The following is a 23,688-nucleotide window of genomic DNA, read 5'->3' as shown; positions in this document are numbered from 1 at the left end:
CCGGGCCGTGGGGGCGCGAGACGGCCGCTGCCGACTGCCGGCCCCGGCCCAACGCCCGGTCGAGGTCGGTCGCGTGCTCAGTCGCGTGCGGCCGGGCTCGTCCAGTCCTCCGGTACGCGGGCGATGCGGACGCGCTGCGGATGGTCTCCGACAGGCACGGAGACCGTCTTCTCTCCCGTGGCGAAGTCGATGGCGGTGACCTGGTCGCTGCCTGCCTCCGAGATGACGCAGGACTTGCCGTCGCCGCTGACCGTCGCCCAGTAGGGCTTGGAGGCGGTGACCAGCGGGCCCTCCTTCAGGGTTTCGCGGTCGACGACGGTGGCGTAGTCGTCCATGGTCCCGGCGACGCAGAGCTTGTCGCCCTCCGGGCTCATCGACATTCCGTGGTGGCGGGAGTCGTTGACCCAGGTGGTGCGGTCCTCGCTGGTGTCGGGGTTCTTCGGCAGGACCTTCTCGCGGGTGATCTTGTCGGCTGCCACGTCGTACTCGAAGAAGCCGTTGAAGAAGGAGACCTGGAAGTAGAGCTTGGACTCATCCGGCGTGAAGGCCACCGGGCGCACCGCATCGGAGAAGTCCTTGCGGCCGAAGGCATCGAGCCTGTCGCGCATGTCGATGACCTTGACCTCTTCGAAGGTCTCCGTATCGACGACTGTGATCTTGCGGTCGCCCTTCGTCCAGTCCAGCCAGGGGTCGTCGGTGTCGGTCTGCACATCGCCGATGGACATGTTCCACAGGTGCTTGCCTCCGTCGGTGAAGACGTTCTCGTGCGGCTTGTCGCCGGTCTTGAAGTTTCCGGCTTCCTCTCCCGTCTCGATGTCGAGGACGTGGACGGTGTTGGAGGTGGAAGCGGAGACGGCCACGCGCTCACCGTCGGGCGAGACGGCCATGTGGTCGGAACGGAAACCGGACACGGGGAAGCGCCAGTTGAGCTTCCCGGTCTCGACGTCGATGGAGACGACGTCGGCGAAGCTCGGACGGGAGACCACCATCGCCGAACCGTCGGGGGTGGAGTACATGTCGTCGACGAGCTGGTCGTGCCCCTCCCCCGGACCGTTCCGGATGACGAGGAAGAACGCGAGCTTGACGGGGTTGGCGTAGATCTCCCGGAGGCGCTCCTCCTTGTCGGGGACGACGTTGATGCGCCCGAGCTTCTCGAAGGAGCCGCTGGACTCGATCACGTCTGCGGTGCCGTCCCAGTTGTTGCCGACGAACATCACTTCCCGCAGGCCCGGTGCGTCTCTGCCGCCGGAACCCGGAGCGTCGTCACCGCCGAAGCCCGGCGCGGCGGCAGCCGCGCCCGTGGCGGCGGCCACCGCCACCAGTGCCGTGGCGACGGCGAGCGGCAGCCGGCGCGTCCGGGTCCGGGTCCAGGTGCGGGTCCAGATGCGCGGTCCGTGCGGCGCACGTCTGGACGCAGGGATCCCCTCGTCCGCCTCGTTCTTCATGGGTACGGGCATGGCTCTCCTTCGCGTAGCGGCTCTGCGTCCGCCGGCTGCGAGCGGAACTGACGCGGGCACGGGAGTGCCTGACCCTCTCCGCAGGGTTCGGCGGGGCTCTGCGGAGAGGGCCGGCGGCTGGGCTGCGACTTCCCGTGCAAGGTCGGCGCCGCATGCTGTCTGAGCGGGTGTTTTCATGCGAGGCGCCCAGCCGTCCCAATGTGAAAAGGACCCTCTTCACATTGGGACTACCGAAGGTAACGTCGGCCCCGGGGTTCTTCAACCCCCCGGGCGGGAGAAGATGACCCGCACCCGAGCGAGGGAGAACGGTGGTGGAACAGCTCAGGCGGCCGACCGGCCGCTATGCGGGCAAGGCGGCCGGCGAACGGCAGGCCGAGCGGCGAGCGAGATTTCTCGACGCGGCACTGCAGCTCTTCGGAGCGGGCCCCGGCTACCGGTCGACGTCCGTCGCCGCCCTCTGCGAGGCGGCCGGGCTGTCGACCCGTCAGTTCTACGAGGAGTTCCGCACCCTCGAAGACGTGCTCGCGGTGCTGCACCTGCAGGTCAACGACTGGTCCGAGAAGGCCGTGGTCGACGCCCTCGCCGCCACCGAGGGCCTGCCCTACGCCGAACGCTACGGCTCCGTCTTCCGCGCGTACGCGGCGAGCCTCGCCGAGGACCGGCGCCGGATGCGGATCACCTTCACCGAGATCGTCGGCGTGAGCGCACGCATGGACGAGCAACGGCTCGCCCGCCGGGCACGGTGGGTCGACCTGATACGCACCGAGGCGGCGGCCGCGGTCGAGCGCGGCGAGGCCGTCGACCGTGACTACCGCATCGCCGCGGCCGCCTTCATCGGCAGCGTGAACGGGCTCCTGCACGACTGGGGCGCCGGCTGGGTGGACGCCACACTCGACGAGGTCGTGGACGAACTCGTCCGTCTGCTGCTGGCGTTGCTGCGGGCCGGGGACTGACGCCGCGCCGGCGGCGGCCTGTGCCCGGAGCCCGCCGGCCGACCGGTGCCCGGAGCCCCCGGTGCTCCGTGCTCCGTGCCCCGTGCCCCGTGCTCCGTGCTCCGTGCTCCGTGCTCCGTGCTCCGGCCACGGTCAGGACGTGCGCGGGCTCGTCGCGCGGGCGACCGCCTCAGGTCATCCCGCGGAAGAACGCGCGGACGTCGTCGGTGAGCAGATCCGGCGCCTCCATCGCGAGGAAATGGCCGCCCCTGCTCGACTCCGTCCAGCGCACCACGTTGTGGTCGCGCTCAGCCCAGCGGCGGATGGTCACGTCGCGATTGGAGACCAGCACACCGGTCGGCGTTCCCCGCCCGGCTTCCGCGCCCCCGTCTCCGTTCCCGCCCCGGTCCGTGCTCCCGGCGGTGCCGCCGCCCGGGTCGGCGGCGTTCCAGTCCTCGACGGTGGCGCTCCAGTCCTCGGACGCGTCACCCCAGGTGCTCGCTGCCATCTCCTCGTAGTAGATCTGCGCCGCAGTCCCGGCCGTGCCCGTCAGCCAGTAGAGGGAGACATCCGTCAGCATCCGGTCACGGTCGACGCTGTCCTCGGGGAGCCCGTCCTCCGGGTCGGTGAATTCCTTGAACTTCTCGGTGATCCAGGCGAGTTGACCCACGGGCGAGTCGTGCAGCCCGTACGTCACCGTCTGCGGCCGCTTGGAGTTGCACTGCAGATAGCCGTCGTTGAAGGTCTGCATCGCCTGCCAGCGCCGCTGCTCGGCATCGCTGAGACCGTCCATCTCCCCCGGCACGCCGGCCGGGAAGGTGAGCAGCGCGTTCACATGGACGCCGATGACGCGGCCCGGGTTCTGCCTGCCGATCTCGGGGGCGACCAGTGCACCCGTGTCATACCCCTGGGCTCCGTACCGTTCGTACCCGAGCCGGGACATCAGCACCGCCAGCACCTCCGCCATCCGGGCCGAGCCCATGCCCGGCCCGGCCAGTGGCGTGGAGAACCCGAACCCGGGCAGCGACGGGACGACCAGATGGAAGGCGTCGGCCCGGTCGCCGCCGTGCGCCGCCGGATCCGACAAGGGGCCGATGACGTCGAGGAAGTCGGTGAAACCGCCCGGCCAGCCGTGCAGAAGCAGCAGCGGCGTGGCATCGGGCTCGGGTGAACGGACGTGCAGGAAGTGGATGTTCTGCCCGTCGACCGTGGTGGTGTACTGCGGGTGCTCATTGAGCGCGGCCTCGTGCTCACGCCAGTCGTAGACCGTTCGCCAGTGCTCGGCGAGCTCCTGCAGATACTTCAGGGGCACGCCGCGGCTCCAGCCGACGCCCGGCAGTTCGTCAGGCCAGCGGGTGCCGGCGAGCCGTGCGTGAAGGTCGTCGAGCTGGGCTTGCGGTATGCCGATACGGAAGGGGCGGATGTCCTGCTGCGAGTCCGTCATGGAGACGACGCTATGGACCCTTCAGGACGGTTCCGGTCCTGAAGGCCGGGGAGGTTCCGGGGCACCGCGTCACGGGATCACCGCGGTCACGGGATCACCGCGTCAGGCGCTCGGTGAACCGCGGTGAGTGCGCCGGCCGGCGGCCAGGGCGGCCTCACCCCACGGTGGGGCGCCGCGAAGCCCACTCGGGTGGCAGGCGCCCGACGCGCGCCCGCTTCCGTGGCGGAGCGGGAAGAGCCACCGCGTGCCGGCTGTTCCCGAACCCCTCGCCGAACTCGTCCGGCGCCGCAACGAACCCGCGGTCGTCCAGACGCTCCGGTCCACGGCGGCGGCCGTGCTCAGCTACCTGGCCGCTCTCTGGCTGAGCAAGGCCCAGGTTCCGCTGCTCGCTCCGCTGACCACGCTCCTCGTCGTCCAGGTCACCCTCTACGCCACGCTCACCCGCGGCGTCCGGAGGGTGAACGCGGTGGTTGCGGGGGTGCTGGTCGCCGTCGGCTTCAGCACTCTGGTCGGGCTGAGCTGGTGGTCGCTGGGTGTGCTGATCCTCGCCTCCCTGACCGTCGGTCATCTCGTACGCGTCAACGAGTTCGTGCCCGAGGTCGCGATCAGCGCCATGCTCGTCCTCGGTGTGAGCGTGGGCCGTGTCGCGGAGACCGCCCTGGACCGGGTGGTGGAGACGCTCATCGGCGCGGCGGTGGGCCTGTTGTTCAACGTGGTCTTCGTGCCGCCGGTCTGGACGCGCTCCGCGAGCGAGTCCATCGAGGACCTCGCCGGCCGCCTCCGGCACCTGCTCCGGCGGATCGGCGAAGAGCTCGGCGGCCACACCCCGGTGGAGGACGCGGCGGCGCGGCTGGAGGAGGCGCGCCGCCTCGACCACGACATCGTGGAGGTGGACGCCTCGCTCGCGCAGGCCGAGGAGAGCCTCAAGCTCAACCCCCGGGTCAAGGAGGGCCTGCTCTCCCGGGTCGTCCTGCGGACGGGTCTGGACACCCTGGAGATCTGCGTGGTGGTGCTCCGCGTCACCGCCCGTACGCTAACGGACCTCGCCAGGAGCCGGCGGAACGAGCCGCTCTTCCCGCCCCAGGAGGCCGCCGCGCTGGAGGAACTCTTCGCACATCTGGCCGGAGCGGTGAAGGCGTTCGCCGTCCTCATCACCAGTGACGTCAGCTCCGACGCGGACACGGCAGAGGCCCGGCTGGTGGAGGAGCTCGCGGGGGCCCGCGACGCCCGCGACCGGATCGCTCACCTTCTCCTCACCGGCGTGCAGCGTCACCCGCGCCAGTGGCAGCTGCACGGCGCCCTGCTCGCCGAGATCGACAGGATGCTCGACGAACTGGACGTGGAGAAGCGCTCGACGCGGCTGGCGGAGGAGCTCGACCGCTACACGCACGCGTCGTCGGAACACCATCCGCTGCTGGCCAGGGTCGCCGAGCGCGTCCACGTCTCCCTGCCGAGCAGACCGCGCAGACGCCGCGAAGAAGCCCGGTAGCCGTGAAGACGGCCGGGGGCCGCGAAGACGCCCCGTAGCCGCGCAGGCGCCCGGCGGCTACCGCGCCGGGTCCGCCGCCGCCAGCGCCGGGATGATGCCGCCCGCCCGTACGGCCTCGCACTGCCGGGCGGAGAGCCGGTGCCGCACGGCGTACTCCTCGTCGCGGGTGACGTTCCGCAGCCGCAGCTCCGTGCCTCGCGCGTCCCCCTCGGCGCCGAAGGCTTCGTGCAGCCCGTCGAGGCGCAGCACGTCGCCCGTGCTGATCCGCTCGATGTCGCCGCCGTCCTCGAACTCCAGTGGCAGCACACCGAAGTTGACGAGATTCTGCCAGTGGATGCGTGCGAAGGACTTGGCGACGACGGCACGCAGCCCCAGGTACCGCGGCGTGATCGCGGCGTGTTCGCGTGAGGACCCCTGCCCGTAGTTGTCACCGCCGACGACGAAGTGCCCGCCCCCCGTGTCCGCTGCAGCCGTGTCCGCAGCCCGCCTCGGGTAGTCCGGGTCGATGCGGGTGAAGGTGAACTCGGCGAGCATGGGGATGTTCGAGCGGTACGGCAGCGCCCGCGCGCCCGCCGGGGAGATCTCGTCGGTGGAGACGTCGTCGCCCGTCTTCAGCAGCACCGGACCCTCCAGCGTGTCCGGCAGCGGGTCGAGTACGGGCAGCGCCGAGACGTTGGGCCCGCGCTCGAGCTCGACGTTCACGGCCTCCTCGAAGGGAAGGGGCGCCTCCAGCATCTGCCGGTTCACACTCGCGAGCTCCGGCAGCGTGATCTGCGGCGCTCGGGCCCCGGCGTCGGCCGCCCAGTCGCGGGGGTCGGTGATGACGCCGGTGAGTGCGGACGCGGTCGCGGTCTCCGGGGAGCACAGCCACACGGAGTCCTCCTCCGTACCCGAGCGCCCCGGGAAGTTGCGGGGGAAGGTGCGCAGCGAGTTGCGCCCCACCGCCGGCGCCTGGCCCATGCCGATGCAGCCGAGGCAGCCGCTCTGGTGCAGCCGCGCACCGGCGGTGATGAGGTCGAAGGTGCCGCCCCCGCGGGTGAGGTCCTGGAGGATCTCGCGTGACGTCGGGTTGATGTCGAGGCTGACGCCGTCGGCCGTGCGCCGCCCGGCGACCATGGCGGCGGTGACGGCGAAGTCGCGCAGCCCCGGGTTGGCGGAGGAGCCGATCACGCACTGGTCGACGGGCCGGCCCGCCACCTCCCGTACGGGCACCACGTTGCCCGGCGAGGACGGACGGGCGATCAGCGGTTCGAGAGACGAGAGGTCGATCTCCTCGTCCAGGTCGTAGACGGCGCCGGGTTCGGCCGCGAGCGGGGTGAAGTCCTCTTCGCGTCCCTCGGCACGCAGGAACGTCCGTACTGCGTCGTCGGAAGGGAAGACGCTCGCGGTGGCGCCCAGCTCCGCACCCATGTTGGCGATCACGTGCCGGTCCATCGCGGTCAGCGAATCGAGCCCCGGGCCGTGGTATTCGAGGACGCGGTTGACGGCGCCCTTCACGCCGTGCCGCCGCAGCAGCTCCAGGATCACGTCCTTCGCACTCACCCACGGCGCCAGTTCCCCCGTCAGCCGCACGCCCCAGATCTGCGGCATCCGTACGTACAGGGGCCGTCCGGCCATGGCCAGCGCCACCTCGAGGCCGCCGACCCCGATGGCGAGCATGCCGAGCGAACCCGCCGCGCACGTATGGGAGTCGGAGCCGGCGAGGGTCTTGCCGGGCACGCCGAAGCGCTGCATGTGCGTGGGGTGCGAGACGCCGTTGCCGGGCTTGGAGTACCAGAGGCCGAAGCGCCGGGCGGCGGAGCGCAGGAAGGCGTGGTCCTCGGCGTTGCGCTCGTCGGCCTGGAGGATGTTGTGGTCCACGTACTGGACGCTGACCTCGGTACGGACCCGGTCCAGGCCCAGCGATTCCAGTTCCTGCATCACCAGCGTGCCGGTGGCGTCCTGCGTCAGGGTCTGGTCGATGCGCAGACCGATCTCGCGGCCCGGCTCCGCCTCGCCCTCCACCAGGTGGTCGTCGATGAGACGCTGCGCCACGGTTCCCCGGGCGCCGCGGCCCGTGACCGTCGTGACCGCCTCCTCGTCCGCGCTGGCCATGCCGGCTCCCTCCTGCTGTGGTGCTGTGTGCACCCGTACGCGCTCATGCTGGGAGCACCCGTGTACCCGGCGGACGGTGATGTACCTGCGGAGGGGCGGAGTTCGCCCCGTTCGGGGAGGGACCAGGCTCGTAGAAGTGGCGCGCTCACTCCGTCCCTCCTAGCGCACCGGACGCAGCCCGGCGGGCACATCGCACCCCGCGACGTCGGCAAACGGGGCTCCCGGGCCGGAGCCGTCCGTCACCGGTTCCGGGCCGCCGCCGCGTCGAAGTCGGACACCGAGAGCGGCTCTCCGGGCAGCGACGTGTTCCCCGTGCGGGCGCGCAGGCCGTCGAGCATGAGGCCCATCGCCCGCTCCGCGGCGGCACCGGCCGAGTCCTCGGGTGGAGCGGGGGTGCGGCGCAGCAAGAGGGAGAGCAGGGCCGCCACGTCGCCGGTGCCGATGTCGGAGCGGAGTGTTCCCTCGTCCTGAGCGGCCCGTACCACCTCGTCGAGCGTGCCGAGCAGGTCGTTGCGCAGCCGGCCGGTCTCGGGATCGGCCCGGATGGTCGTGCGGGCCAGTTCGGAGTGGACGACGAGCTGGACGCTCAGCTGCAACTCACGCGAGCTGCGCAGTATCCGTACGAGCGCATCCCACGCGCTCTCCTCTTCCGCGAGTGCCGCGCCGGACTCCTCAAGCACCCGGGCGAAGGTGTCCTGCGCGACCGCGCGGATCAGCGCCTCCCTGTCGGGGAAGCGGCGGTAGAGCGTGGCGACGCCGACCCCGGCCCGGCGGGCGATGTCCTCCATGGGGACGTCCGGGCCCCGCAGGGCGAAAATCTCCTCGGCGGCGGCGAGGATCTTCCGGCGATTGCGCAGCGCGTCGGCTCGCAGTGGCGTGCCCGGGCCCGCCACGGAACTCGCTTCCGTCACGGAACTCGCGTCCGCCACGGAGCCCGAGCCGGAGCCCATTACCGGGCCGGAACTGGAGCCCGTCACCGGGCCGGAGCTGGAGCCGGCTGCCATGTCCCCGCCCTTCAAAGGAAGTTGGCTGATTCTTTCACCTCATCTATGTGGACGAAAATCATCCACATAACTACCGTGAAGGTGCGCGCCGCCGAAGATCCGCCACGGAAGTCCATGTCCCGGATTGGGGTCCCATGACGAGCGATCAGCCCACGGTGACACTCCCCGCACAGCGCACATGCCCCTTCTCGCCGCCGGCGGAGTACGAGCGGATGCGCGAGAACGCGCCGGTCTCCCGCGTCGCCCTGCCCGGCGGCGGCAGTGCATGGGCGCTGACCCGGCACGAGGACGTACGGGCGATGCTGGCCGACCCGCGGTTCAGTTCGGACCGGTCGCGTCCCGGCTTCCCCGTACTCACCGAGGGACAGCAGCAGCTCACGGCACGGTTCAAGCTGTCGCTGATCTCGATGGATCCGCCGGAGCACGGGCCCGCCCGGCGGGCGGTGGTCGGGGAGTTCACCGTCAAGCGGATGGCGGCGCTGCGGCCGCGCATCCAGCAGATCGTGGACGAGCATGTGGACGCCATGCTGGCCGGGCCCCGGCCGGCGGACCTGGTGCGTGCTCTGTCGCTGCCGGTTCCTTCGCTGGTGATCTGCGAGTTGCTGGGTGTGCCGTACGCCGATCACGAGTTCTTCCAGGCCCGTTCGGCTCGGCTGCTGCGCCGTACGGAGCCGCTCGCGGCGCGCGCGCAGGCGCGCGACGAACTCCGGGCGTATCTGGATGAGTTGGTGGCCGCGAAGGAAGAGGACCCCACCGACGATCTGCTGGGCAGGCAGGTCCTCAAGCAGCGGGAGACGGGCCGGGGCGACCACGCGGATCTGGTGAGCCTCGCGGTGCTGCTGCTCATCGCGGGCCACGAGACGACTGCGAACATGATCTCGCTCGGCACCCTCGCACTCCTGGAACACCCGGACGAGCGGACCAGGATCGGCGAGGACCCGGACGCGATGCCGGGCGCCGTCGAGGAGTTGCTGCGCTACTTCAGCATCGCGGACTTCGCCACCTCCCGTGTGGCCACGGAGGACGTCGAGATCGGCGGCGTCCTGGTCCGCGCCGGCGAAGGGGTGCTCGGGCTCGGCAACTCGGCGAACCACGACCCCGGCGTCTTCGAACGGCCCGGCGAACTCGACACCGGGCGCGGCGACAGGCACCACGTGGCCTTCGGGTACGGCGCGCATCAGTGCCTCGGCCAGAACCTGGCCCGTATGGAGCTGCAGATGGTCTTCGAGACGCTCTTCCGGCGCGTTCCCGGACTCCGCCTCGCCGCACCGGTCGACGAGCTGCCCTTCAAGGACGACAGCAACATCTACGGGCTCTACGAACTGCCCGTCACCTGGTAGGGAGCACGGCACCCGCCAGGCAGGGCCTGGGAGAGAGGAGGACGGATGCGCATCGTCGCGGACACGGCGCGTTGCGTCGGCGCCGGCCAGTGCGTGCTCAGCGAGCCCGCGGTCTTCGACCAGGACGAGGAGGACGGCACGGTCGTCGTCCTGGCCGAGCGGCCCGCAGAACCCGAACTCGCAGGCGTGCGGGAGGCGGTGGACATCTGCCCCAGCGGGGCGCTCTCCCTGTCGGGGGACTGACGGGCGGGCGGGGTTCCGCCCGCCGGTACGTCAGCCCGCCTGGCCGCTGTCCTTCATCGACCCCCAGCCGTGCCACCGGTCGATCTCGATCCAGGCGCTCACCCGGCGGCGGTCCCGCCGCGGATACTCCTTGCCGAGGTAGTGCCGGGCGAGCCGGTCGATGTCGGCCAGGCCCTCGTCGTCACGGAGTTCGGCGACGCGGCCGATGAGGCTGAGGTGCGTGTACCAGTTGCTCTCGTCGAGCACCGTGAGCGTGACACGGGGGTCGCCCCGCAGGTGCTCCAGCCGCTTGCGGCCCTCGTCCATGTTGACCAGCACGCGGCCCTGCTCCCACAGGTACCAGGTGGCCGCGGAGACGGGCTGGCCGTCGGAGCGGAGCGTCGTGACGACGGCCGGGTTGGCCTTCTTCAGCACATCCACTGCGGCGTCGGGAAGCGGTGGTTTCGACATGCGGTGGCACTCCTCGAGGTGTCGCGTCGCTGGTCCGGTTACGTGTGACGCGTACCCGCTCCCCGGCACCTCACCGTCCCCTGTCACAGCAGAACGAGCGCCGTGGCGAGCACGAACGTGTACCACCACTCCACCACCCGCTGCGTGCGGTGATCCTGCGCCGGTGTGCGCAGGAGCAGCACCCGGGCCGCCAGCAGAAGGTTCAGCCCGGCCAGTGCGGCGTCTATGGCGAGCGTCCACCAGTGGAACCCGGCGGGCGCCACCATCACGAGGTGTGTGACGGGCAGCAGCCCCACGAAGCTCGCGGCGAAGTAGACGCGGCAGGGCAGATCGCCCAGGACGATCGGCATCGTACGGCGGTCCAGGGCCCGGTCGCCCTCCACGTCCCGCAGGTCCTGCACGCCGATGATCAGGAACGTCATGACAGCCATGGTGACAATCCACTGCCATACGGGAGCCGTCACGGGCGCCGCCATCTGCCAGGCCGCCGCGAGCTGGGAGACGACACCGAGCGCGATCAGCAGGTTCTTGGCGAACCAGTGACGGTGCCCGCCCCACGCGTAGTGAAGCATGAAGAGCAACTGCCACAGCAGCGCCCACTCCAGTACGCCCAGGAGCCAGCCCAGCGCCGGGAAGAGGACGTGGACGGCGGCGAGCCGGAGCTTCGCCCCGCGCAAGCTGCTGTCGCCGGTGACCAGGGGGCGGAAGGGCTTGTTGAGGCGGTCCTCCTCGACTCCGGTGATCTGGTTGATGAGGCTCGATCCGTAGATGAAGAGCCAGAAGTAGGGCACGGCGCCCACGAGGACCGACGCGGCGTCGTACGGCCCGAGTCCCGCGTGCCGGACGGCGGCGGCGGCGAAGCAGGAGGCCGGCACGACGGTCGACCACAGGTCGTTGCTGTTGAAGCGGTAGCTGATGAAGATCTCGCGCCAGACCCGGCGCGGCAGCAGCCGCAGGACGGCGCCCGCGGTGACCGGTTCCGTCTTCGCGGACGGGCGCGTGGTCGTCGTCATCGCCCCGCCCCCTCGTCTCCGGCCTGCCCGCGGCTGTCGCACTGGCCGGCCAGCGTGGCCAGACGTTGCCGGTGCGGGCTGGGCGGCAGGGTTTCGAGCGCCTCGTGGCAGCGGTCCAGATGGATGTCCGCGGTGTGCTGTGCGGCCTTCAACGCACCGGTGCTTTCGAGGAGTTGATGCAGGCGTTCCTGCCGCGACTCCTCGTCCGCCCCGGCCCCCGCCGAGGCGCCCGTCTCCGCCGATGCGCCCGTCCGGTCCGTACCGGCGGCGAGCAGCTCGGCGAGGAGCGCCCGCTCGGCGCCGCTGCCGTACCGGTGGGCGAGCAGGAGCGGCAGGGCGGGGCGGCCGTTGCGCAGGTCGCTGGTGCGCGGCTTTCCGGCGGCTCCCGTCGCGGTGTGCGTCCCCGGCCGGCGTTCGTACGGCAGAAGGTCGTCCCGTATCTGGAACGCGATGCCCAGCGCCTCCCCGAACTCCGTGAGCGCGGCTGCCTGTTCGGCGGTGCCGCCGGCCAGCACGGCACCCGTGCGGCATGCCGCGCGAAGCAGGGCGGCGGTCTTCAGCCGGGCCACTTCCAGATACGCGTCGGTGTCGTCGTGGAGCGTGCCGCTGAGATCCAGCTCCAGCGTGGCACCGCGGGTGATCCTGAGTCCGGCTTCGGCGATGACGGCAGTCGCGTCCGTGATCAGCCGGTCGGGGACGCCGCGCAGCCGGCACTCCCCCAGCGTCGCGAAGACGGCGAAGAAGAGGGCGTCGGCACCGACGACGGCGCGGTCCACGCCGTAGCGGCAGTGGGTCGCCTCGCGCCCGCGCCGCACCTCGTCCCCGTCGATGATGTCGTCGTGTATGAGGCTGCCGGCGTGCATCAGCTCGAACCCCGTTGCCACGGGCTCGACTTGCTCGGTGCTGCCGCCCACGGCCGCCGCCGACTCCAGCAGCAGCACAGGCCTCAGCAGCTTGCCGGGCGGCAGCAGCGCCCATCGGTGCTGTTCGGCCAGCGGGTCGTGGCCCCGCAGGGCCAGCCAGCCTTCGAGGCTCTCCCGCGCGGCCTCGCGGGACCCCGTGACCGTTCGCCCGTATCCGTTCGGCCTGCTGCGGCCTCCCGCCGGGCCCCGGCTCGGGGCAGGTCCGGGCGGTGCGGTCGTGTCCGGGTGATTCTGTCCGTCGAGCATGGTCGTCGCGCCCTCCGTGAAGTACCTGGGGTGGTGCTTCTGGCAGCTGCTACGTGCGGACGTGCGTTCTTCGGTCCGTACGCGGGGCAGGTGCGCGAGCGGCCCTGCTCCCCCTCCACGTACGACCTGGGCCGGCGGACCGGCCCCGTTCCCGGGACACCCCGGGCCGATGGCCCGGGGAGAGGGAGACGGCGGACGGCGCGGGTCACCCGCCCCCCCCCGTCCGCCGCTCCCGTCCCGGTCAGCCGGCGGGCCTGCCGAGCCGTACGGGCAGCGTCGTGACGCTGTTGGAGAACATCGAGGGCACCGGCCCGAGGGTGCCCGGGACGGCCCCGAGGATCATGTCCGGGTAGCGCGCGAAGAGTTCACGCAGCGCGATGGTGGCCTCCAGCCGTGCGAGCGGTGCCCCGAGGCAGGCGTGTGCGCCGTGCCCGAAGGAGAGATGCCGTGCCTGCTCACGGGCGATGTCGAAGGAGTCCGCGTCCGGGCCGTGCTGCTGCGGGTCCCTGCCGACCGCGCTGTACGGGGCCATGATCGGGTCGCCCGCGGGGATGGTGACGCCGGCGACGTCGATGTCCTCCGTCGCGTAGCGGAAGGGAAAGTTGCCGATGGGCGCCTCCCAGCGCAGCGTCTCCTCGACGACCGCGGGCCACATGTCCTCCTCGCCCCGGGTGAGGGCCAGTTGGTCCGGGTGCGTGAGCAGGGCCCGTACGGCGTTGACGATGAGGCTGAGCGTGGTCTCGTGTCCCGCCGAGAGCATCACGAGGAGGGTGCCGACGAGTTCTTCCTGCGTCAGGGCGTCCGGCTCCGCCTCACGTGCGGAGATGAGCGCACTGGTCAGGTCGTCCCCGCGTTCCCTGCCGCGGAGTTCGACGACGCGGGCGAGCAGCTGGTAGACGGCGATCTGGTTGGCGCCGACCACCTCCGGCGAGAGATCGGAGCGGAAGATCTTGTCCACCGCGTCGCGCAGCTCCGGCCGTTCGTGGTCGGGGATGCCGAAGAGGTCGCTGATGACCTGCATCGGCACGGGGTACGCGAAGTGCTTGCGCAGGTCGACGGTGCCGTCGGCCTCGGCGTGCGAGGGCAGTGCGTCCAGCAGGTTCTCGACGATCTCGGTCGTGCCCGGACGCAGGTCCTCGACACGGCGTGCCGTGAAGGTCTGGCTCACGAGCTTGCGCAGCCTGCGGTGCTCGGCGCCGTCCGCCGTGACCATGTTGGTGACCTTGACCATGCCGATCAGCGGCCAGTCGTCTGGGATCTCGCCACGCTCCATGGCTCCCCAGTTGTGCCAGTCCTTGGAGATGCGCGGGTCCATCACCAGCTTGTTGAGCAGGTCGTGGCGCGTGACGCTCCACGCCTCCACGTCGCCCGGCAGCTTGACGCGCACCACCGGCCCCAGCCCGCGCAGTCTCGCGGCCTCTCCCATGTGGTCGCGGCCGTGCGGGTCGAGTTCGAGGGTCGGTACGCCGGACGTCGGCGATGCCTGGTCTGCCGTCATGCGGTCTCTCCAATGTGGCGGGCGGCTGCGGGCGGCGCGGTGATCTCGTGGGGAACGGCGAATGCGACGGGCAGTTGGGTCGGACAGCGGGTCCAGGGCGAGGGGTTCCAGCTGATCTCGCCGGGCGTGACGGTCAGCCGCAGGCCGGGCAGCAGGTGCAGCGCGGTGTCCACGGCGGTACGGGTGATCACGCGCGAGGTGTCCTGTGCGGGGCACATGTGCGGCCCCGCCGAATAGGCCATGTGCGCACGGTTGTTGGGCGGACGGCGTCCGCCGGGCGCGAGCGCCGGGTCCGCGTTGGCGGCCGAGAGCCCGAGGATAAGCACGTCGCCGTGGCGGATGGTCTGGCCGCCGAGTTCGATGTCCCGCAGCGCGTACCGTGCGGGCATGTGCGTCATCGGCGGTTCGCGCCACAGCACCTCGTCGAGCGCGTCGTCGACGCCGAGCTGGCCGCTGCGAAGACGGTCGTCGAACGAGGTGTCCGTGATCATCCGGTAGAGGGTGTGGGCGATCCAGCACGTGGTGGTCTCGTTCCCGGCGGAGATCATCACCACCATGGACTGGAGCACTTCGGGATCGTCCTGAAGGTTCGGGTGGTTCATCAGCGCGGTCGTCAGATCCTCCGTGGGGTTCTGCTGCCGCTCCCGCAGCGTGTCGAAGAGGATCTGCTCGAAGCTGCGGTTGCCGACCTGGGAGTCGGTCTGGCTGCTGAACAGCGCGATCAGGGCGGCGCGCAGCTCGTGGCCCTGACGGGTGTCGAGCCCGAAGAGGCTCGCGACGGCCAGCATCGGCACGTACGCCGCGTAGTCCGCGACAAGGTCGGCCCTGCCCAACTGGGCGAAGCTGGCGATGAGTTCACTGCAGATCCGCTGCACCTGGCGGCGCAGCGCGCGGTGGTTGATGCGTCCGACTCCGTCGTCCAGCGGCTGGCGCAGACGCCGGTGCTCCTGCTGGTCGGCGCCGATGACGTTGGGCCGGTAGGCCATCATCGGCAGCAGCCCCGAGTCGGGCGAGACGATGCCGTCGTTGAGGTCGCGCCAGTTGCGGGCGTCCCGCGAGAAGAGCGCCTCGCGTTCGGTGATGATGCGCAGCTGGTCCACACCCATCACCAGCCACCCGGGCACTCCGGGTTCCAGTTCCACGGGTGCCACGGGGCCGTGCTGCAGCCGGAGTTGGTGGTAGATGCCGTGCGGGTCTCTGGACTGGGTTATCTCCGTCAGCGAGACGAGCTTCTCCGAGCCGTGCGGGCGCGTCGGTGCCGGTGTGGTCACGCAACCTTCTCCTGGGCCTTGATGCGGGCGGCGTACTCGACGAGGGTGATCAGCGCCTGCGTCGACGAATGGTGGCTACGGGCGTCGATGTGTACGAGTGGGGTCTCCGGAAGCAGATCGAGGGCCTCACGCAGGTCCGCTTCGTCATAGCGGACGGAGTCCGGGAACTGATTGATGGCGACGGCGAACGGAAGGCTGCGCACGTCGAGTTGGTCGAGGATCTCGAAGCTGTCCTCGATCCTGCGCGTGTCGATGAGGACCAGCAGGCCGATCGAGCCGATGACCAGCCCCTCCCACAGGTCCCAGAATCTCCGCTGCCCAGGTGTGCCGAAGAGGTACAGGACCATCCTGGAGTTGAGCGTGATGCGCCCGAAGTCCATGGCGACGGTCGTGGCGGTCTTCCCCGAAAGGCCGGAGAGGTCGTCCACGCCCGTGCTGGCCTGCGTGATGGTCTCCTCGGTGCGCAGCGGGTCTATCTCGCTGACACTCCCCACGAGCGTCGTCTTGCCGACCCCGAACGATCCGACGACCAGGATCTTCAGCGCCTGGTCGACGGTGGGGGCCAGATAGCGCCCGTCAGGCGCTGAGTTGTCTGCGGAGTCCATCCAGTACCTCTTGGAGTATGTGCACGTCGGGAAGCTGCGCCTTGGGGACCTGAGAACGTGTGACGAGGTAGCCGGCGTCGATCAGGTCGCAGGCGAGGATCGTGACGACGCTGACCGACAGGCCCAGGTGCGCGGCGGACTCCGCCACGGAGAGTCTGTGCCGGCACATCCGCCACAGCATCCGTTCCTGCCTGCTCGCGGTCACCGGGAGGCCGCTGCCCTCGGGGTCGACGGTCTCCAGCAGTGTCTCCACGGCCAGCCGTTGACGGGGACGGGCGCGCCCGCCGGTCAGCACGTAGGGGCGTACAGGTCCCCTTCTCGGTCCTCTCGGTCCTCTCGGTCCGGTCACGTTACGGAGTGCCTCCTCGGCGGACTGCCCTGGTGGTCGCCGAACCGCTGCACCTGGAGCACCATCTGCGAGGCGATCACTCCTGGATCGACCCTGTTGCTGGTGATCACCGCGAGCCTCGATCCGTCGCCGGCGCCGCGCAGGAAGAGAAAACCGCCTTTCCACTCGACCATGTGCTGCTTCAGTCCCCCTTCGCCGAAGCGCCCCGCCAGGCTGATGCCCAGCGACTGCAGCCCCGCCGCCGCCGCGGCCAGGGTGTCGGCTTCGTCGATGCCCAGCTCGCTGGTGCGGGCGCGGACCAGACCGTCGGCGCTGAGGACCACCGCGTGCTGGACACCGGGGACGTCAGCTACGTCACTGAGCATCCAGGACTGGTCGTGCGTAGCTGCTTCGTGACTCATCGGTCGTCGTCCCCCTGGGGCGAATCGGTTTCATCATCGGGCGAAGAGGTCCGGCCCCCCAGTACGAAGGAGCTCATGAACGAAGCGGCGGCTTCCGGGTCGTCCTCGCTGCCGATGCTGTTCTGCTGTGCTTCCGCGGGAGCCTCCGGGCGCTGGTTGCGCGGTGAGCGCCGCCGCGGCAGTCCCACCGCGGGGGGCTCGGAGTCCGAGGGGGGTTCGCCGGTCCCGGCCGGTTCGGGGGCGAGCGAGGGAGCGGGCTCCGGGGCCGGTGTGGGGGCGAAGGTCTCCCGCTGCTCCCGCTGCTCCCGCTGCTCCCGGTTGCGGACCGGGAGGGGGGTCTGCCGTTCCCGCTCGGAGCGCTCGGCCTGCTCTTCCTCCACCGCCGGGCCTGCGGTGCCTTCCGGTACGGGCATCGTGTACACCGGATCGATCGCTTCGAGCAGGTCCATGGGCACCAGTACGACGGCACGGATGCCTCCGTACGGCGAACGTCCCAGGCTCACGCGGAGCTTCAGGCGTCGCGCGATGTTGCCGACCACCGCGAGGCCGACCTGCGGCGTCTGCAGATCGCGGATGCTGACGTCGCGCTGCCCGGCGACCAGTTCCAGGGCCTTCTGGAGGCGTGCCTCCGTCATGCCCGTACCGCGGTCGTCGATCTGGATGACGGCTCCCGACGGCACGGCCTCCAGCTGTGCGGTGACCTCCTTGCTGCTGGGGCTGTAGGTCGTCGCGTTCCCGAGGAGTTCGGCGACGAGGTGGATGAGCCATTCGGCTGCGAAGTCCTTGACGCCCAGGTCGGGTTCGCCGCCGATCACCACGCGCTGGTAGTCGGTGATCTGGCCGCCCGCGGCCCGGACGATGTCCGTGAGGGGGACCGTCTCCTGCCACTGCTGCCCGGTCCACGAGCCGCCGAGGATGCGGAGGCTCTGCGCGTGGTGGGCGAACGTGGTCGCCAAGTGGTCGATCTCGATGCCGAGTTCGGGCAGTCCCGGCTCGGGCCGGTCCATCAGGCCGCCGGCCTTCTCCTGGATCTGCAGGCCGCCCGTCTGCAGACGCTGCGCCAGGAAGACGATCGCGTGCTCGCAGGCGTCCTGTACGTCGACGAGTTCCTCGTCGACCTCATCGAGAGCGCCGCTGAGCAGCTTGGCCGTCTGCGGGCTGAGGTTGGGGAGTGAGGTCTCGGGCTTTCGCCGCTCGTTCAGCACGGTGTGCAGATCGCGGCACCATGTGTCCACGGACTCGTGGAACGCCTCGAACTGCGACTGCGACCAGGTCTGCCACTGTTCCGTCAAGTGCGCCCTCTCCGAGGCGACTTGGGCGTCGGCGGCGCGCTGTGCCTGCTCGGCCTGCCCGGCGGAGCGGTCGGCGTGGTCTATGTCCTCGCGGTGCAGGCGCCACAGGTGCGGCAGACATGCCAGCAGTGCCACGGCCGCGACTGATCCGCTCGCCATTACGGCGGGAGACCGTGTCCACCAGCTGACCATCTGCGCGATGACCGCGACGGCCGCCAGTAAAAGGGCGGCGGGCCACACCGTTTGGCGTCTGAACCCTGTCCGGCCAGTTAAAGATTCGGTACTCAATAGGTTGACCGCAGCTTTCGCATATCGATGAGAAGTGGAGCCGGTTGACGCGGCGTCAGTGTAGATGCCGTCACCCTGCGTGGGAAGCTCGGGCAGAAGGAAGTTGAGAACCTGCGGCAAGTGCCGGCGCCTGGACCGCCGGCGCTGATTCCGTACGCCTGTGACCTGCGGATTATCCCGATGTACGCGCCAGGCGATTCGTTCATGCGGCAATGGCGGGAGCGGGCACCATCCGGGCGGCATGTGGTCGTCTTCCGGCCCCGTTCTTCGGCACTCGCATTCTGTCGCCGCTGGTGAGCGGAACTTGAAGGATGTCGCCGGGCATTGCCCGCGAATGTTCCGGGCACGGCATATCGCAGCGCGACTTCGCCGCCGGATTCGCAGATCAAAAGGAACAATTCTGTCCACCTCGGCGACAGCGGACCACCGAGAGAAAAACGAGGAAAGACAGATACAAACGGAAACCAGGAATACCTCGGAACAGCCTCTGTTCGGGCGGATCGGCCCTAACAGGGGCCATCCGGCCTCGTCCTCGCCGCCACGCGCCGGCCCGTGCGGCGCCCCGCCGGACGAGGAAGCCACGTACAGCGGACGCGGTCACGCCGCAAACTCCCTCATCGGCAGGGCAGTTGGCCTCTACGATCGTGACGGCGCAGAGCCCTGCCCACTCCGAGAAGAGGTACTCCATGTCGGACGAGCCCATCGCCCGCGACCCGGAAGTCCAGGCCAAGATCGACGTCACCGTGCCGCACTCGGCCCGCATCTGGAACTACTGGCTGGGCGGCAAGGACAACTACGAGGTCGACCAGCGCGCCGGTGACGAGTTCCGCCAGATCTACCCGGACATCGAGGACGGAGCCCGCGCCGCCCGCTACTTCCTCGCCCGCGCGGTGCGCCATCTGGCAGGCGAAGCGGGAGTGACCCAGTTCCTCGACATCGGCACCGGCCTGCCCAACGTCGACAACACCCACCAGATCGCCCAGTCGGTCAACCCGCGGGCCCGGATCGTCTACGTCGACAACGACCCCCTCGTACTGGCACACGCCCGCGCCCTGCTCACCAGCACCCCCGAGGGCGTCACCCAGTACGTGGACGCCGACCTGCACGACCCGGACACCATCGTGCGGGAGGCCGCGGACACCCTGGACTTCTCACGGCCCGTGGCCCTCATGCTCATGGGAATCCTGGGCCACATCGAGGACTACGACGAGGCACGTTCGATCGTGCGCCGCCTGGTGAACGCCCTGCCCTCCGGCAGCTACCTCGTCCAGTACGACAGCACCAACACCAGCGAGGCGTACGTGGAGGCACTGCGGCTCTACAACGAAGGCGGCTCGGTCCCCTACATCCTGCGCAGCCCGGAACAGATCACCCGCTTCTTCGAGGGCCTGGAGATGCTGGAGCCGGGCGTGGTCTCCTGCCCGCGCTGGCGCCCGGAGACGGAGCCCGTCGGAGGGCCCGAGGAGGTCGACCAGTACGGGGGCGTGGCGAGGAAGCCGTAGCGGGTCCGGCGGCGCGGCGGGCCCGTCAGGGCCTCCCGCGCCGACGCCGCCGGGTGTTCGGGATCCGCCACGTGCGCTGCTTTCTCCGCGGGCCCCACACTGGCTGCTCCTGATGATGCGGGACCTGCGATGGAGCGGCCCTCGCTTCCTCGTACGGGGTCAAGTCCTCCAGGAAGGACCTGCCTGTCCTGTCGACGGCGCGAGTCACGGGCTCCTGCAGAATCCCGAACGCGGCGGCCCACGCGATGATCTGCGCACTCGCGTCAAGGCTGGTCAAGCCAGGGAAGAAGGCCCCGCTGACGAGAAGGATCCCCAGTACCGCGGTCATCGCGCCGGCGGGGAGACGCAGCAGGAGCAACAGCATGGAGACCTGGTACGGCGAGGAGTTTCCGCGCATCTTGCTCAGCGAGGCCGCGCCCGCCAGAGCGGCTGCGAACATCCCCATGAACTCGATCAGGAAGACGTCGCTGCCTCGGGCCCGGCCTCCCCCGAGGGGGCAGATCCGGGTCAGGGTCCCGCTCTGGTCGGCGAAACAGAAGAGGGCGGCCACATCGGGATTCACAGTCGCCCAGACGCCGAATCCGATCGCGATGAAAGCCATGCCCGTGATGGAACAGATCAGGATCTGCGTGAAGCTGCGGACTCTGATCCGGTTCTCTTCCTGGGCCTTGTGCGCCGCATGCAGCGTCTCGACCGCCAGGCCCTTCGCCTCCGAGGGAAGCCGTCGGCCCTCCCTGGCCCCGCCCCATTCCTCTTCGAGCAGGTTCCGCTGCGGATCGTCCGGACTCAGCTGCTCACGGGCCTGGGTGAGGATCTGCGGAAACCTGCTCTTCAACTCGTCCTCGTCGAGCAGCTTCGTGAGCTCGACCTCCGCCTCGTGGACGTTGCACAGCGCAGCGACGACATCGGTCCTGGTGATCCTGCGCCACAGCCCCTTGTGCCATCCCCGGCCCTTGATCTCGGACCGTGCGGCGTCGAGGTGCCCGTTCGCCTTGTCCCTGATCTCGGAGTCGGCGTCCGACAGGGTGCCCAGGGCGTTGAGCTGGGACTGCACGTAGGCGATATGCGCTCCGATACCGGCGCACAGTGCGGACCGCGAGCGTCCCTTGACGTCTCCGTCCGACTTCTGGGCCCGCACCGTGGCCTTCTCGTCTCCCTCGTCGGAACTCTCGTGAGCCATCGCGGATCCTCCACGGTGGACGGCCGAGCCTCCGTCCAGTAGAACCCCGGCCCTGACGGGCCGCAAACGCATCCTCAGGGCGCCTTCCCCGGGTCCTGGGCAGGCCTGTGCCAGAAGGCGGCCAGGAGCCGGTCGCGGTCCTGGGCCACCAGGAAGAGGCAGAGGAGCGTGTAGGCGAGGGAGAAGTACTTCACCATCGGGTAGCCGTACGCGAAGTCCATCACCGTGATGTTCAGTGAGACCGCGAAGAGCCCCAGCGCTCCGAGCGTGGCCGTTCTGCGCGAGAGCAACAGCAGGGCTGGGACGAGTTCGTAGAGGCCCGTGAACCGGCCGTAGACCTCGGAGTAGCCGTAGAAGGCCCACACCACGCTCGTGCCGTCCGCCGTGTGGTTGGAGATCTCCCAGTCCCCGTAGTCGTACTGTCCGCCGAGCAGCTTGACGGTGCCGTATCCGGCGAAGACGACGAAGAGCAGCAGCCGGACGGCCGTGGTCAGGCGGGGTGGCGGCTTCCTGGATTTCATGTGCTCCGAGTCCTTCCGTTCCGCCCGTCCGAGGGCCGGACGGGCGCCGCAAGTCTCGGTCCGGTGCGGGCGCACGGGCTTCGTGCTCCAGGTCCGGCCCGCGGCCAGAAGTAGGAGGTCCGTCCCCTCCTCCGGTAGGACGCCGGCCTGCCGGGGCCGGGGCTACGTTCGCGGTGTGCGGCTGAGAAGAGAGTCCTTGCGCGCCTGCGCCGCGGATTACGGATGGGTACGACTGCTGCCGATGGCCGGAGCCGTCGGCTTCGTCGGGCTGCTGCACGTACCGCAGACCGAGCCGTCGGGCTGGGACTGGCTGGTCGCTGTGGCCTCGGCGGCGCTGGTTCCGGCGGGAGGTCGCCGTCCGGTCACCGTGCTGCTGGCCCAGTGCGTGCTGCTTGCCGTCGCGGTGCCCACGTCCGCCGAGATCGGGGGCGGGGTCGCACAGATCCTCGCCTGCGTGGCGCTCGGCGAAGTGGCGCTGCGGGGCCGGAGACCGGAGATGTGGTGGTGTGCCGCGGCGCTCGGCGGCGCCGGCGCCGCGAGTTTCTTCCCGCACTACTCGCTCGCCGCCAACGTGCTGATCGTGCTGCTGAATACGGGACTGCCGTTGCTGCTGGGCTCGTTCCTGCGCTCACAGCGTGAACTGGCCTCGCATGCCGAGCGGCGCGCGCGGGAGGCCGAACAGCGCAGGGCATGGGAGGCCAAGGTCGCCCGTGCCGACGAACGGGCTGCTGTGGCACGCGAGTTGCACGACGTGGTCGCCCATCATGTGGCATCCGTCGTGCTGCGCGTAGGCGTCGTACGGCATGTGGTGCCGTCCATCGATCCGCGGGTCGACGAGGCACTGGGCGACGTGCACACCATCGGCGGCCAGGCGCTCACGGACCTGCGCAGGCTCGTGTCCGTACTGCGCGATCCCGCGACCGCCGGCGAACCGGCACTCCTCACGTCCTCCGCCCTCTCGGCGGAGCTGGCAACCGTCGTCGAACGGACACAGCAAGCCGGGGCAGGCGTGGAGACGGCCTTGGACTCGGAGACGGTCGACGGGCTCGACACCGCACACCGGCATGCCGTGCTGCGTCTCGTACAGGAGGGTTTGACGAACGTGCTCAGACACGCGAATCCCGGTGTGCGGGCACGACTGGTGATCCAGCGCGACGGCCAGGGCCGGGTACGGGTCGAGGTGTACGACGACGGTGGGAACGCCACGCCTGCTGCGACTCCTGTGCCTCCCACGACGGCGAAGGCTCCCGGTCACGGACTGCTCGTGATGCGTGAGCGTCTCGAACTGCTCGGCGGAGAACTGCACGTCGGTCCGGACGGCGACGGATGGGCGCTGCGAGCCACGCTGCCGGACGCGCCCGCGGAGGCCGGTGTCCGGGAGGCGTCGTGATCCGCACGCTCGTGGTCGACGACCAGCAGCTCGTACGGGCCGGACTGCGCATGCTCTGCACCGCCGCGGACGGCATAGAGGTGGTGGGTGAGGCGGAGGACGGCCGGCAAGCGGTCTCACTCGTGGAGCGGTTGGTGCCGCACGTCGTGCTCATGGACCTCCGCATGCCCGGCGTCGACGGAATCACCGCCACGCGCCGGATTCTGGCGGCTCGCCCGTCGGTCCGCGTCCTGGTGCTGACCACCTTCGACGACGACGAGCATCTCTACCCCGCGCTCGAGGCGGGAGCATGCGGATTCCTCGCCAAGGACACCGCGCCCGCGGAGCTGCTGGACGGGATACGCGGGGCCGCCGACGGGCGGAGCCCCTTCAGCCCGCACGTCCTGCGCCGTCTCGTCCGCAGGGCCGTCGCGGTCGAGAGTCCCCAACCCGGGCAGACGGCTCCTGTCACCCTGACCGGCCGCGAACGCCAAGTCCTCGAATCCGTCGTCGCCGGCCACTCCAACGCCGAGATCGCCGAGCGGCTCTTCATCGGCGTCACGACCGTGAAGACTCACATCGCCGGTCTGATGACGAAGACCGGCAGCCGCAATCGCGTCCAACTCGCCGTCGCCGCCTGCCGTTTCGGCCTGGGCCGGTCCGGGCCGCACCGGCTGGCCGGGGACCGGCCGTCCGCTGACCCGGAGACTCACCGGTAGCCCGGGCCTGGCCGGTGGCCGGCGGCCCGGGCTCGCCTTCGGTGCGGGTCGATGCACT

22 protein-coding genes are annotated in these 23,688 nt (G+C 70.3%); 7 read left to right on the top strand and 15 right to left on the bottom strand.

Translation table 11 applies throughout. From position 1 onward, the window contains the following. Positions 1-77: 77 nt before the first annotated feature. Positions 78-1,457, bottom strand: a complete 1,380-nt coding sequence (locus ACSMXX_RS18935; RefSeq protein WP_473179878.1) for a YncE family protein — start codon at positions 1,455-1,457, stop codon at positions 78-80. Positions 1,458-1,765: 308 nt separating this feature from the next. Between ACSMXX_RS18935 and ACSMXX_RS18930 the strand changes: the two genes are divergently transcribed. Continuing rightward, positions 1,766-2,410, top strand: coding sequence for a TetR/AcrR family transcriptional regulator (locus tag ACSMXX_RS18930; protein ID WP_473179877.1), 645 nt, complete (start codon positions 1,766-1,768; stop codon positions 2,408-2,410). Between the two features lie 169 nt (positions 2,411-2,579). Here the strand turns inward: ACSMXX_RS18930 and ACSMXX_RS18925 are convergent, their stop codons facing one another. After that, positions 2,580-3,833 (bottom strand): epoxide hydrolase family protein, encoded by a 1,254-nt coding sequence (locus tag ACSMXX_RS18925; RefSeq protein WP_473179876.1) that lies wholly within the window; start codon positions 3,831-3,833, stop codon positions 2,580-2,582. A gap of 244 nt (positions 3,834-4,077) precedes the next feature. Between ACSMXX_RS18925 and ACSMXX_RS18920 the strand changes: the two genes are divergently transcribed. After that, positions 4,078-5,322 (top strand): FUSC family protein, encoded by a 1,245-nt coding sequence (locus tag ACSMXX_RS18920; RefSeq protein WP_473179875.1) that lies wholly within the window; start codon positions 4,078-4,080, stop codon positions 5,320-5,322. 57 nt (positions 5,323-5,379) lie between these two features. On the opposite strand, the gene ACSMXX_RS18915 is transcribed toward ACSMXX_RS18920, so the two are convergent. Beyond that, positions 5,380-7,416 (bottom strand): aconitate hydratase, encoded by a 2,037-nt coding sequence (locus ACSMXX_RS18915; protein ID WP_473179874.1) that lies wholly within the window; start codon positions 7,414-7,416, stop codon positions 5,380-5,382. A 239-nt stretch (positions 7,417-7,655) separates the two neighbouring features. Further along, positions 7,656-8,420 carry a TetR/AcrR family transcriptional regulator gene (locus ACSMXX_RS18910; RefSeq protein WP_473179873.1) on the bottom strand — a complete coding sequence of 255 codons (765 nt, stop codon included), beginning with the start codon at positions 8,418-8,420 and terminating at the stop codon, positions 7,656-7,658. 134 nt (positions 8,421-8,554) lie between these two features. Here ACSMXX_RS18910 and ACSMXX_RS18905 point away from each other — a divergent pair, with 134 nt between their 5' ends. Both ACSMXX_RS18905 and ACSMXX_RS18900 read left to right on the top strand, forming a co-directional pair. Next, positions 8,555-9,760 (top strand): cytochrome P450, encoded by a 1,206-nt coding sequence (locus ACSMXX_RS18905; protein WP_473179872.1) that lies wholly within the window; start codon positions 8,555-8,557, stop codon positions 9,758-9,760. 45 nt (positions 9,761-9,805) lie between these two features. Then, positions 9,806-10,003: a ferredoxin gene (locus tag ACSMXX_RS18900; protein WP_473179871.1), complete on the top strand. Its 198-nt coding sequence runs from the start codon at positions 9,806-9,808 to the stop codon at positions 10,001-10,003. A gap of 30 nt (positions 10,004-10,033) precedes the next feature. Here the strand turns inward: ACSMXX_RS18900 and ACSMXX_RS18895 are convergent, their stop codons facing one another. The 9 genes from ACSMXX_RS18895 to ACSMXX_RS18855 form a co-directional block, all read right to left on the bottom strand. Beyond that, positions 10,034-10,453 (bottom strand): PPOX class F420-dependent oxidoreductase, encoded by a 420-nt coding sequence (locus tag ACSMXX_RS18895; RefSeq protein ID WP_473179870.1) that lies wholly within the window; start codon positions 10,451-10,453, stop codon positions 10,034-10,036. A gap of 83 nt (positions 10,454-10,536) precedes the next feature. Further along, on the bottom strand, positions 10,537-11,466 hold the full coding sequence (locus ACSMXX_RS18890) for a UbiA family prenyltransferase (RefSeq protein WP_473179869.1): 930 nt from the start codon (positions 11,464-11,466) through the stop codon (positions 10,537-10,539). Further along, complete coding sequence (locus tag ACSMXX_RS18885; RefSeq protein ID WP_473179868.1) at positions 11,463-12,635, bottom strand: polyprenyl synthetase family protein; 1,173 nt, start codon at positions 12,633-12,635, stop codon at positions 11,463-11,465. The genes ACSMXX_RS18890 and ACSMXX_RS18885 overlap by 4 nt, the downstream gene beginning before the upstream one ends. A 241-nt stretch (positions 12,636-12,876) precedes the next feature. After that, complete coding sequence (locus tag ACSMXX_RS18880; protein ID WP_473179867.1) at positions 12,877-14,133, bottom strand: cytochrome P450 family protein; 1,257 nt, start codon at positions 14,131-14,133, stop codon at positions 12,877-12,879. Continuing rightward, complete coding sequence (locus tag ACSMXX_RS18875; RefSeq protein WP_473179866.1) at positions 14,130-15,404, bottom strand: cytochrome P450 family protein; 1,275 nt, start codon at positions 15,402-15,404, stop codon at positions 14,130-14,132. The genes ACSMXX_RS18880 and ACSMXX_RS18875 overlap by 4 nt, the downstream gene beginning before the upstream one ends. Beyond that, complete coding sequence (locus ACSMXX_RS18870) at positions 15,401-16,009, bottom strand: GTP-binding protein (RefSeq protein ID WP_473179865.1); 609 nt, start codon at positions 16,007-16,009, stop codon at positions 15,401-15,403. Before ACSMXX_RS18870 ends, ACSMXX_RS18875 begins: the two co-directional genes overlap by 4 nt. Then, entirely contained in the window at positions 15,981-16,304 is a 324-nt protein-coding gene (locus ACSMXX_RS18865) for a DUF742 domain-containing protein (protein WP_473179864.1), read from the bottom strand. The genes ACSMXX_RS18870 and ACSMXX_RS18865 overlap by 29 nt, the downstream gene beginning before the upstream one ends. A gap of 50 nt (positions 16,305-16,354) precedes the next feature. Beyond that, positions 16,355-16,759 (bottom strand): roadblock/LC7 domain-containing protein, encoded by a 405-nt coding sequence (locus tag ACSMXX_RS18860; protein ID WP_473179863.1) that lies wholly within the window; start codon positions 16,757-16,759, stop codon positions 16,355-16,357. Next, complete coding sequence (locus tag ACSMXX_RS18855) at positions 16,756-18,210, bottom strand: ATP-binding protein (RefSeq protein WP_473179862.1); 1,455 nt, start codon at positions 18,208-18,210, stop codon at positions 16,756-16,758. Before ACSMXX_RS18855 ends, ACSMXX_RS18860 begins: the two co-directional genes overlap by 4 nt. An 815-nt stretch (positions 18,211-19,025) precedes the next feature. On the opposite strand from ACSMXX_RS18855, the gene ACSMXX_RS18850 reads away from it, so the two are divergent. Continuing rightward, positions 19,026-19,841, top strand: a complete 816-nt coding sequence (locus ACSMXX_RS18850; protein WP_473179861.1) for an SAM-dependent methyltransferase — start codon at positions 19,026-19,028, stop codon at positions 19,839-19,841. A 25-nt stretch (positions 19,842-19,866) separates the two neighbouring features. Here ACSMXX_RS18850 and ACSMXX_RS18845 read toward each other — a convergent pair whose 3' ends face one another. Together ACSMXX_RS18845 and ACSMXX_RS18840 are read right to left on the bottom strand one after the other, a co-directional pair. Next, entirely contained in the window at positions 19,867-21,021 is a 1,155-nt protein-coding gene (locus ACSMXX_RS18845; protein WP_473179860.1) for a hypothetical protein, read from the bottom strand. A gap of 74 nt (positions 21,022-21,095) precedes the next feature. After that, complete coding sequence (locus ACSMXX_RS18840; protein WP_473179859.1) at positions 21,096-21,542, bottom strand: hypothetical protein; 447 nt, start codon at positions 21,540-21,542, stop codon at positions 21,096-21,098. A 175-nt stretch (positions 21,543-21,717) separates the two neighbouring features. On the opposite strand from ACSMXX_RS18840, the gene ACSMXX_RS18835 reads away from it, so the two are divergent. Both ACSMXX_RS18835 and ACSMXX_RS18830 read left to right on the top strand, forming a co-directional pair. Further along, on the top strand, positions 21,718-22,932 hold the full coding sequence (locus ACSMXX_RS18835; RefSeq protein WP_473179858.1) for a sensor histidine kinase: 1,215 nt from the start codon (positions 21,718-21,720) through the stop codon (positions 22,930-22,932). Then, on the top strand, positions 22,929-23,630 hold the full coding sequence (locus ACSMXX_RS18830) for a response regulator transcription factor (RefSeq protein WP_473179857.1): 702 nt from the start codon (positions 22,929-22,931) through the stop codon (positions 23,628-23,630). Before ACSMXX_RS18835 ends, ACSMXX_RS18830 begins: the two co-directional genes overlap by 4 nt. Positions 23,631-23,688 lie beyond the last annotated feature (58 nt).

The sequence above is a fragment of the Streptomyces sp. DSM 116795 genome, from assembly GCF_055792905.1.
This window is presented reverse-complemented; position numbering and strand designations above follow the sequence as displayed.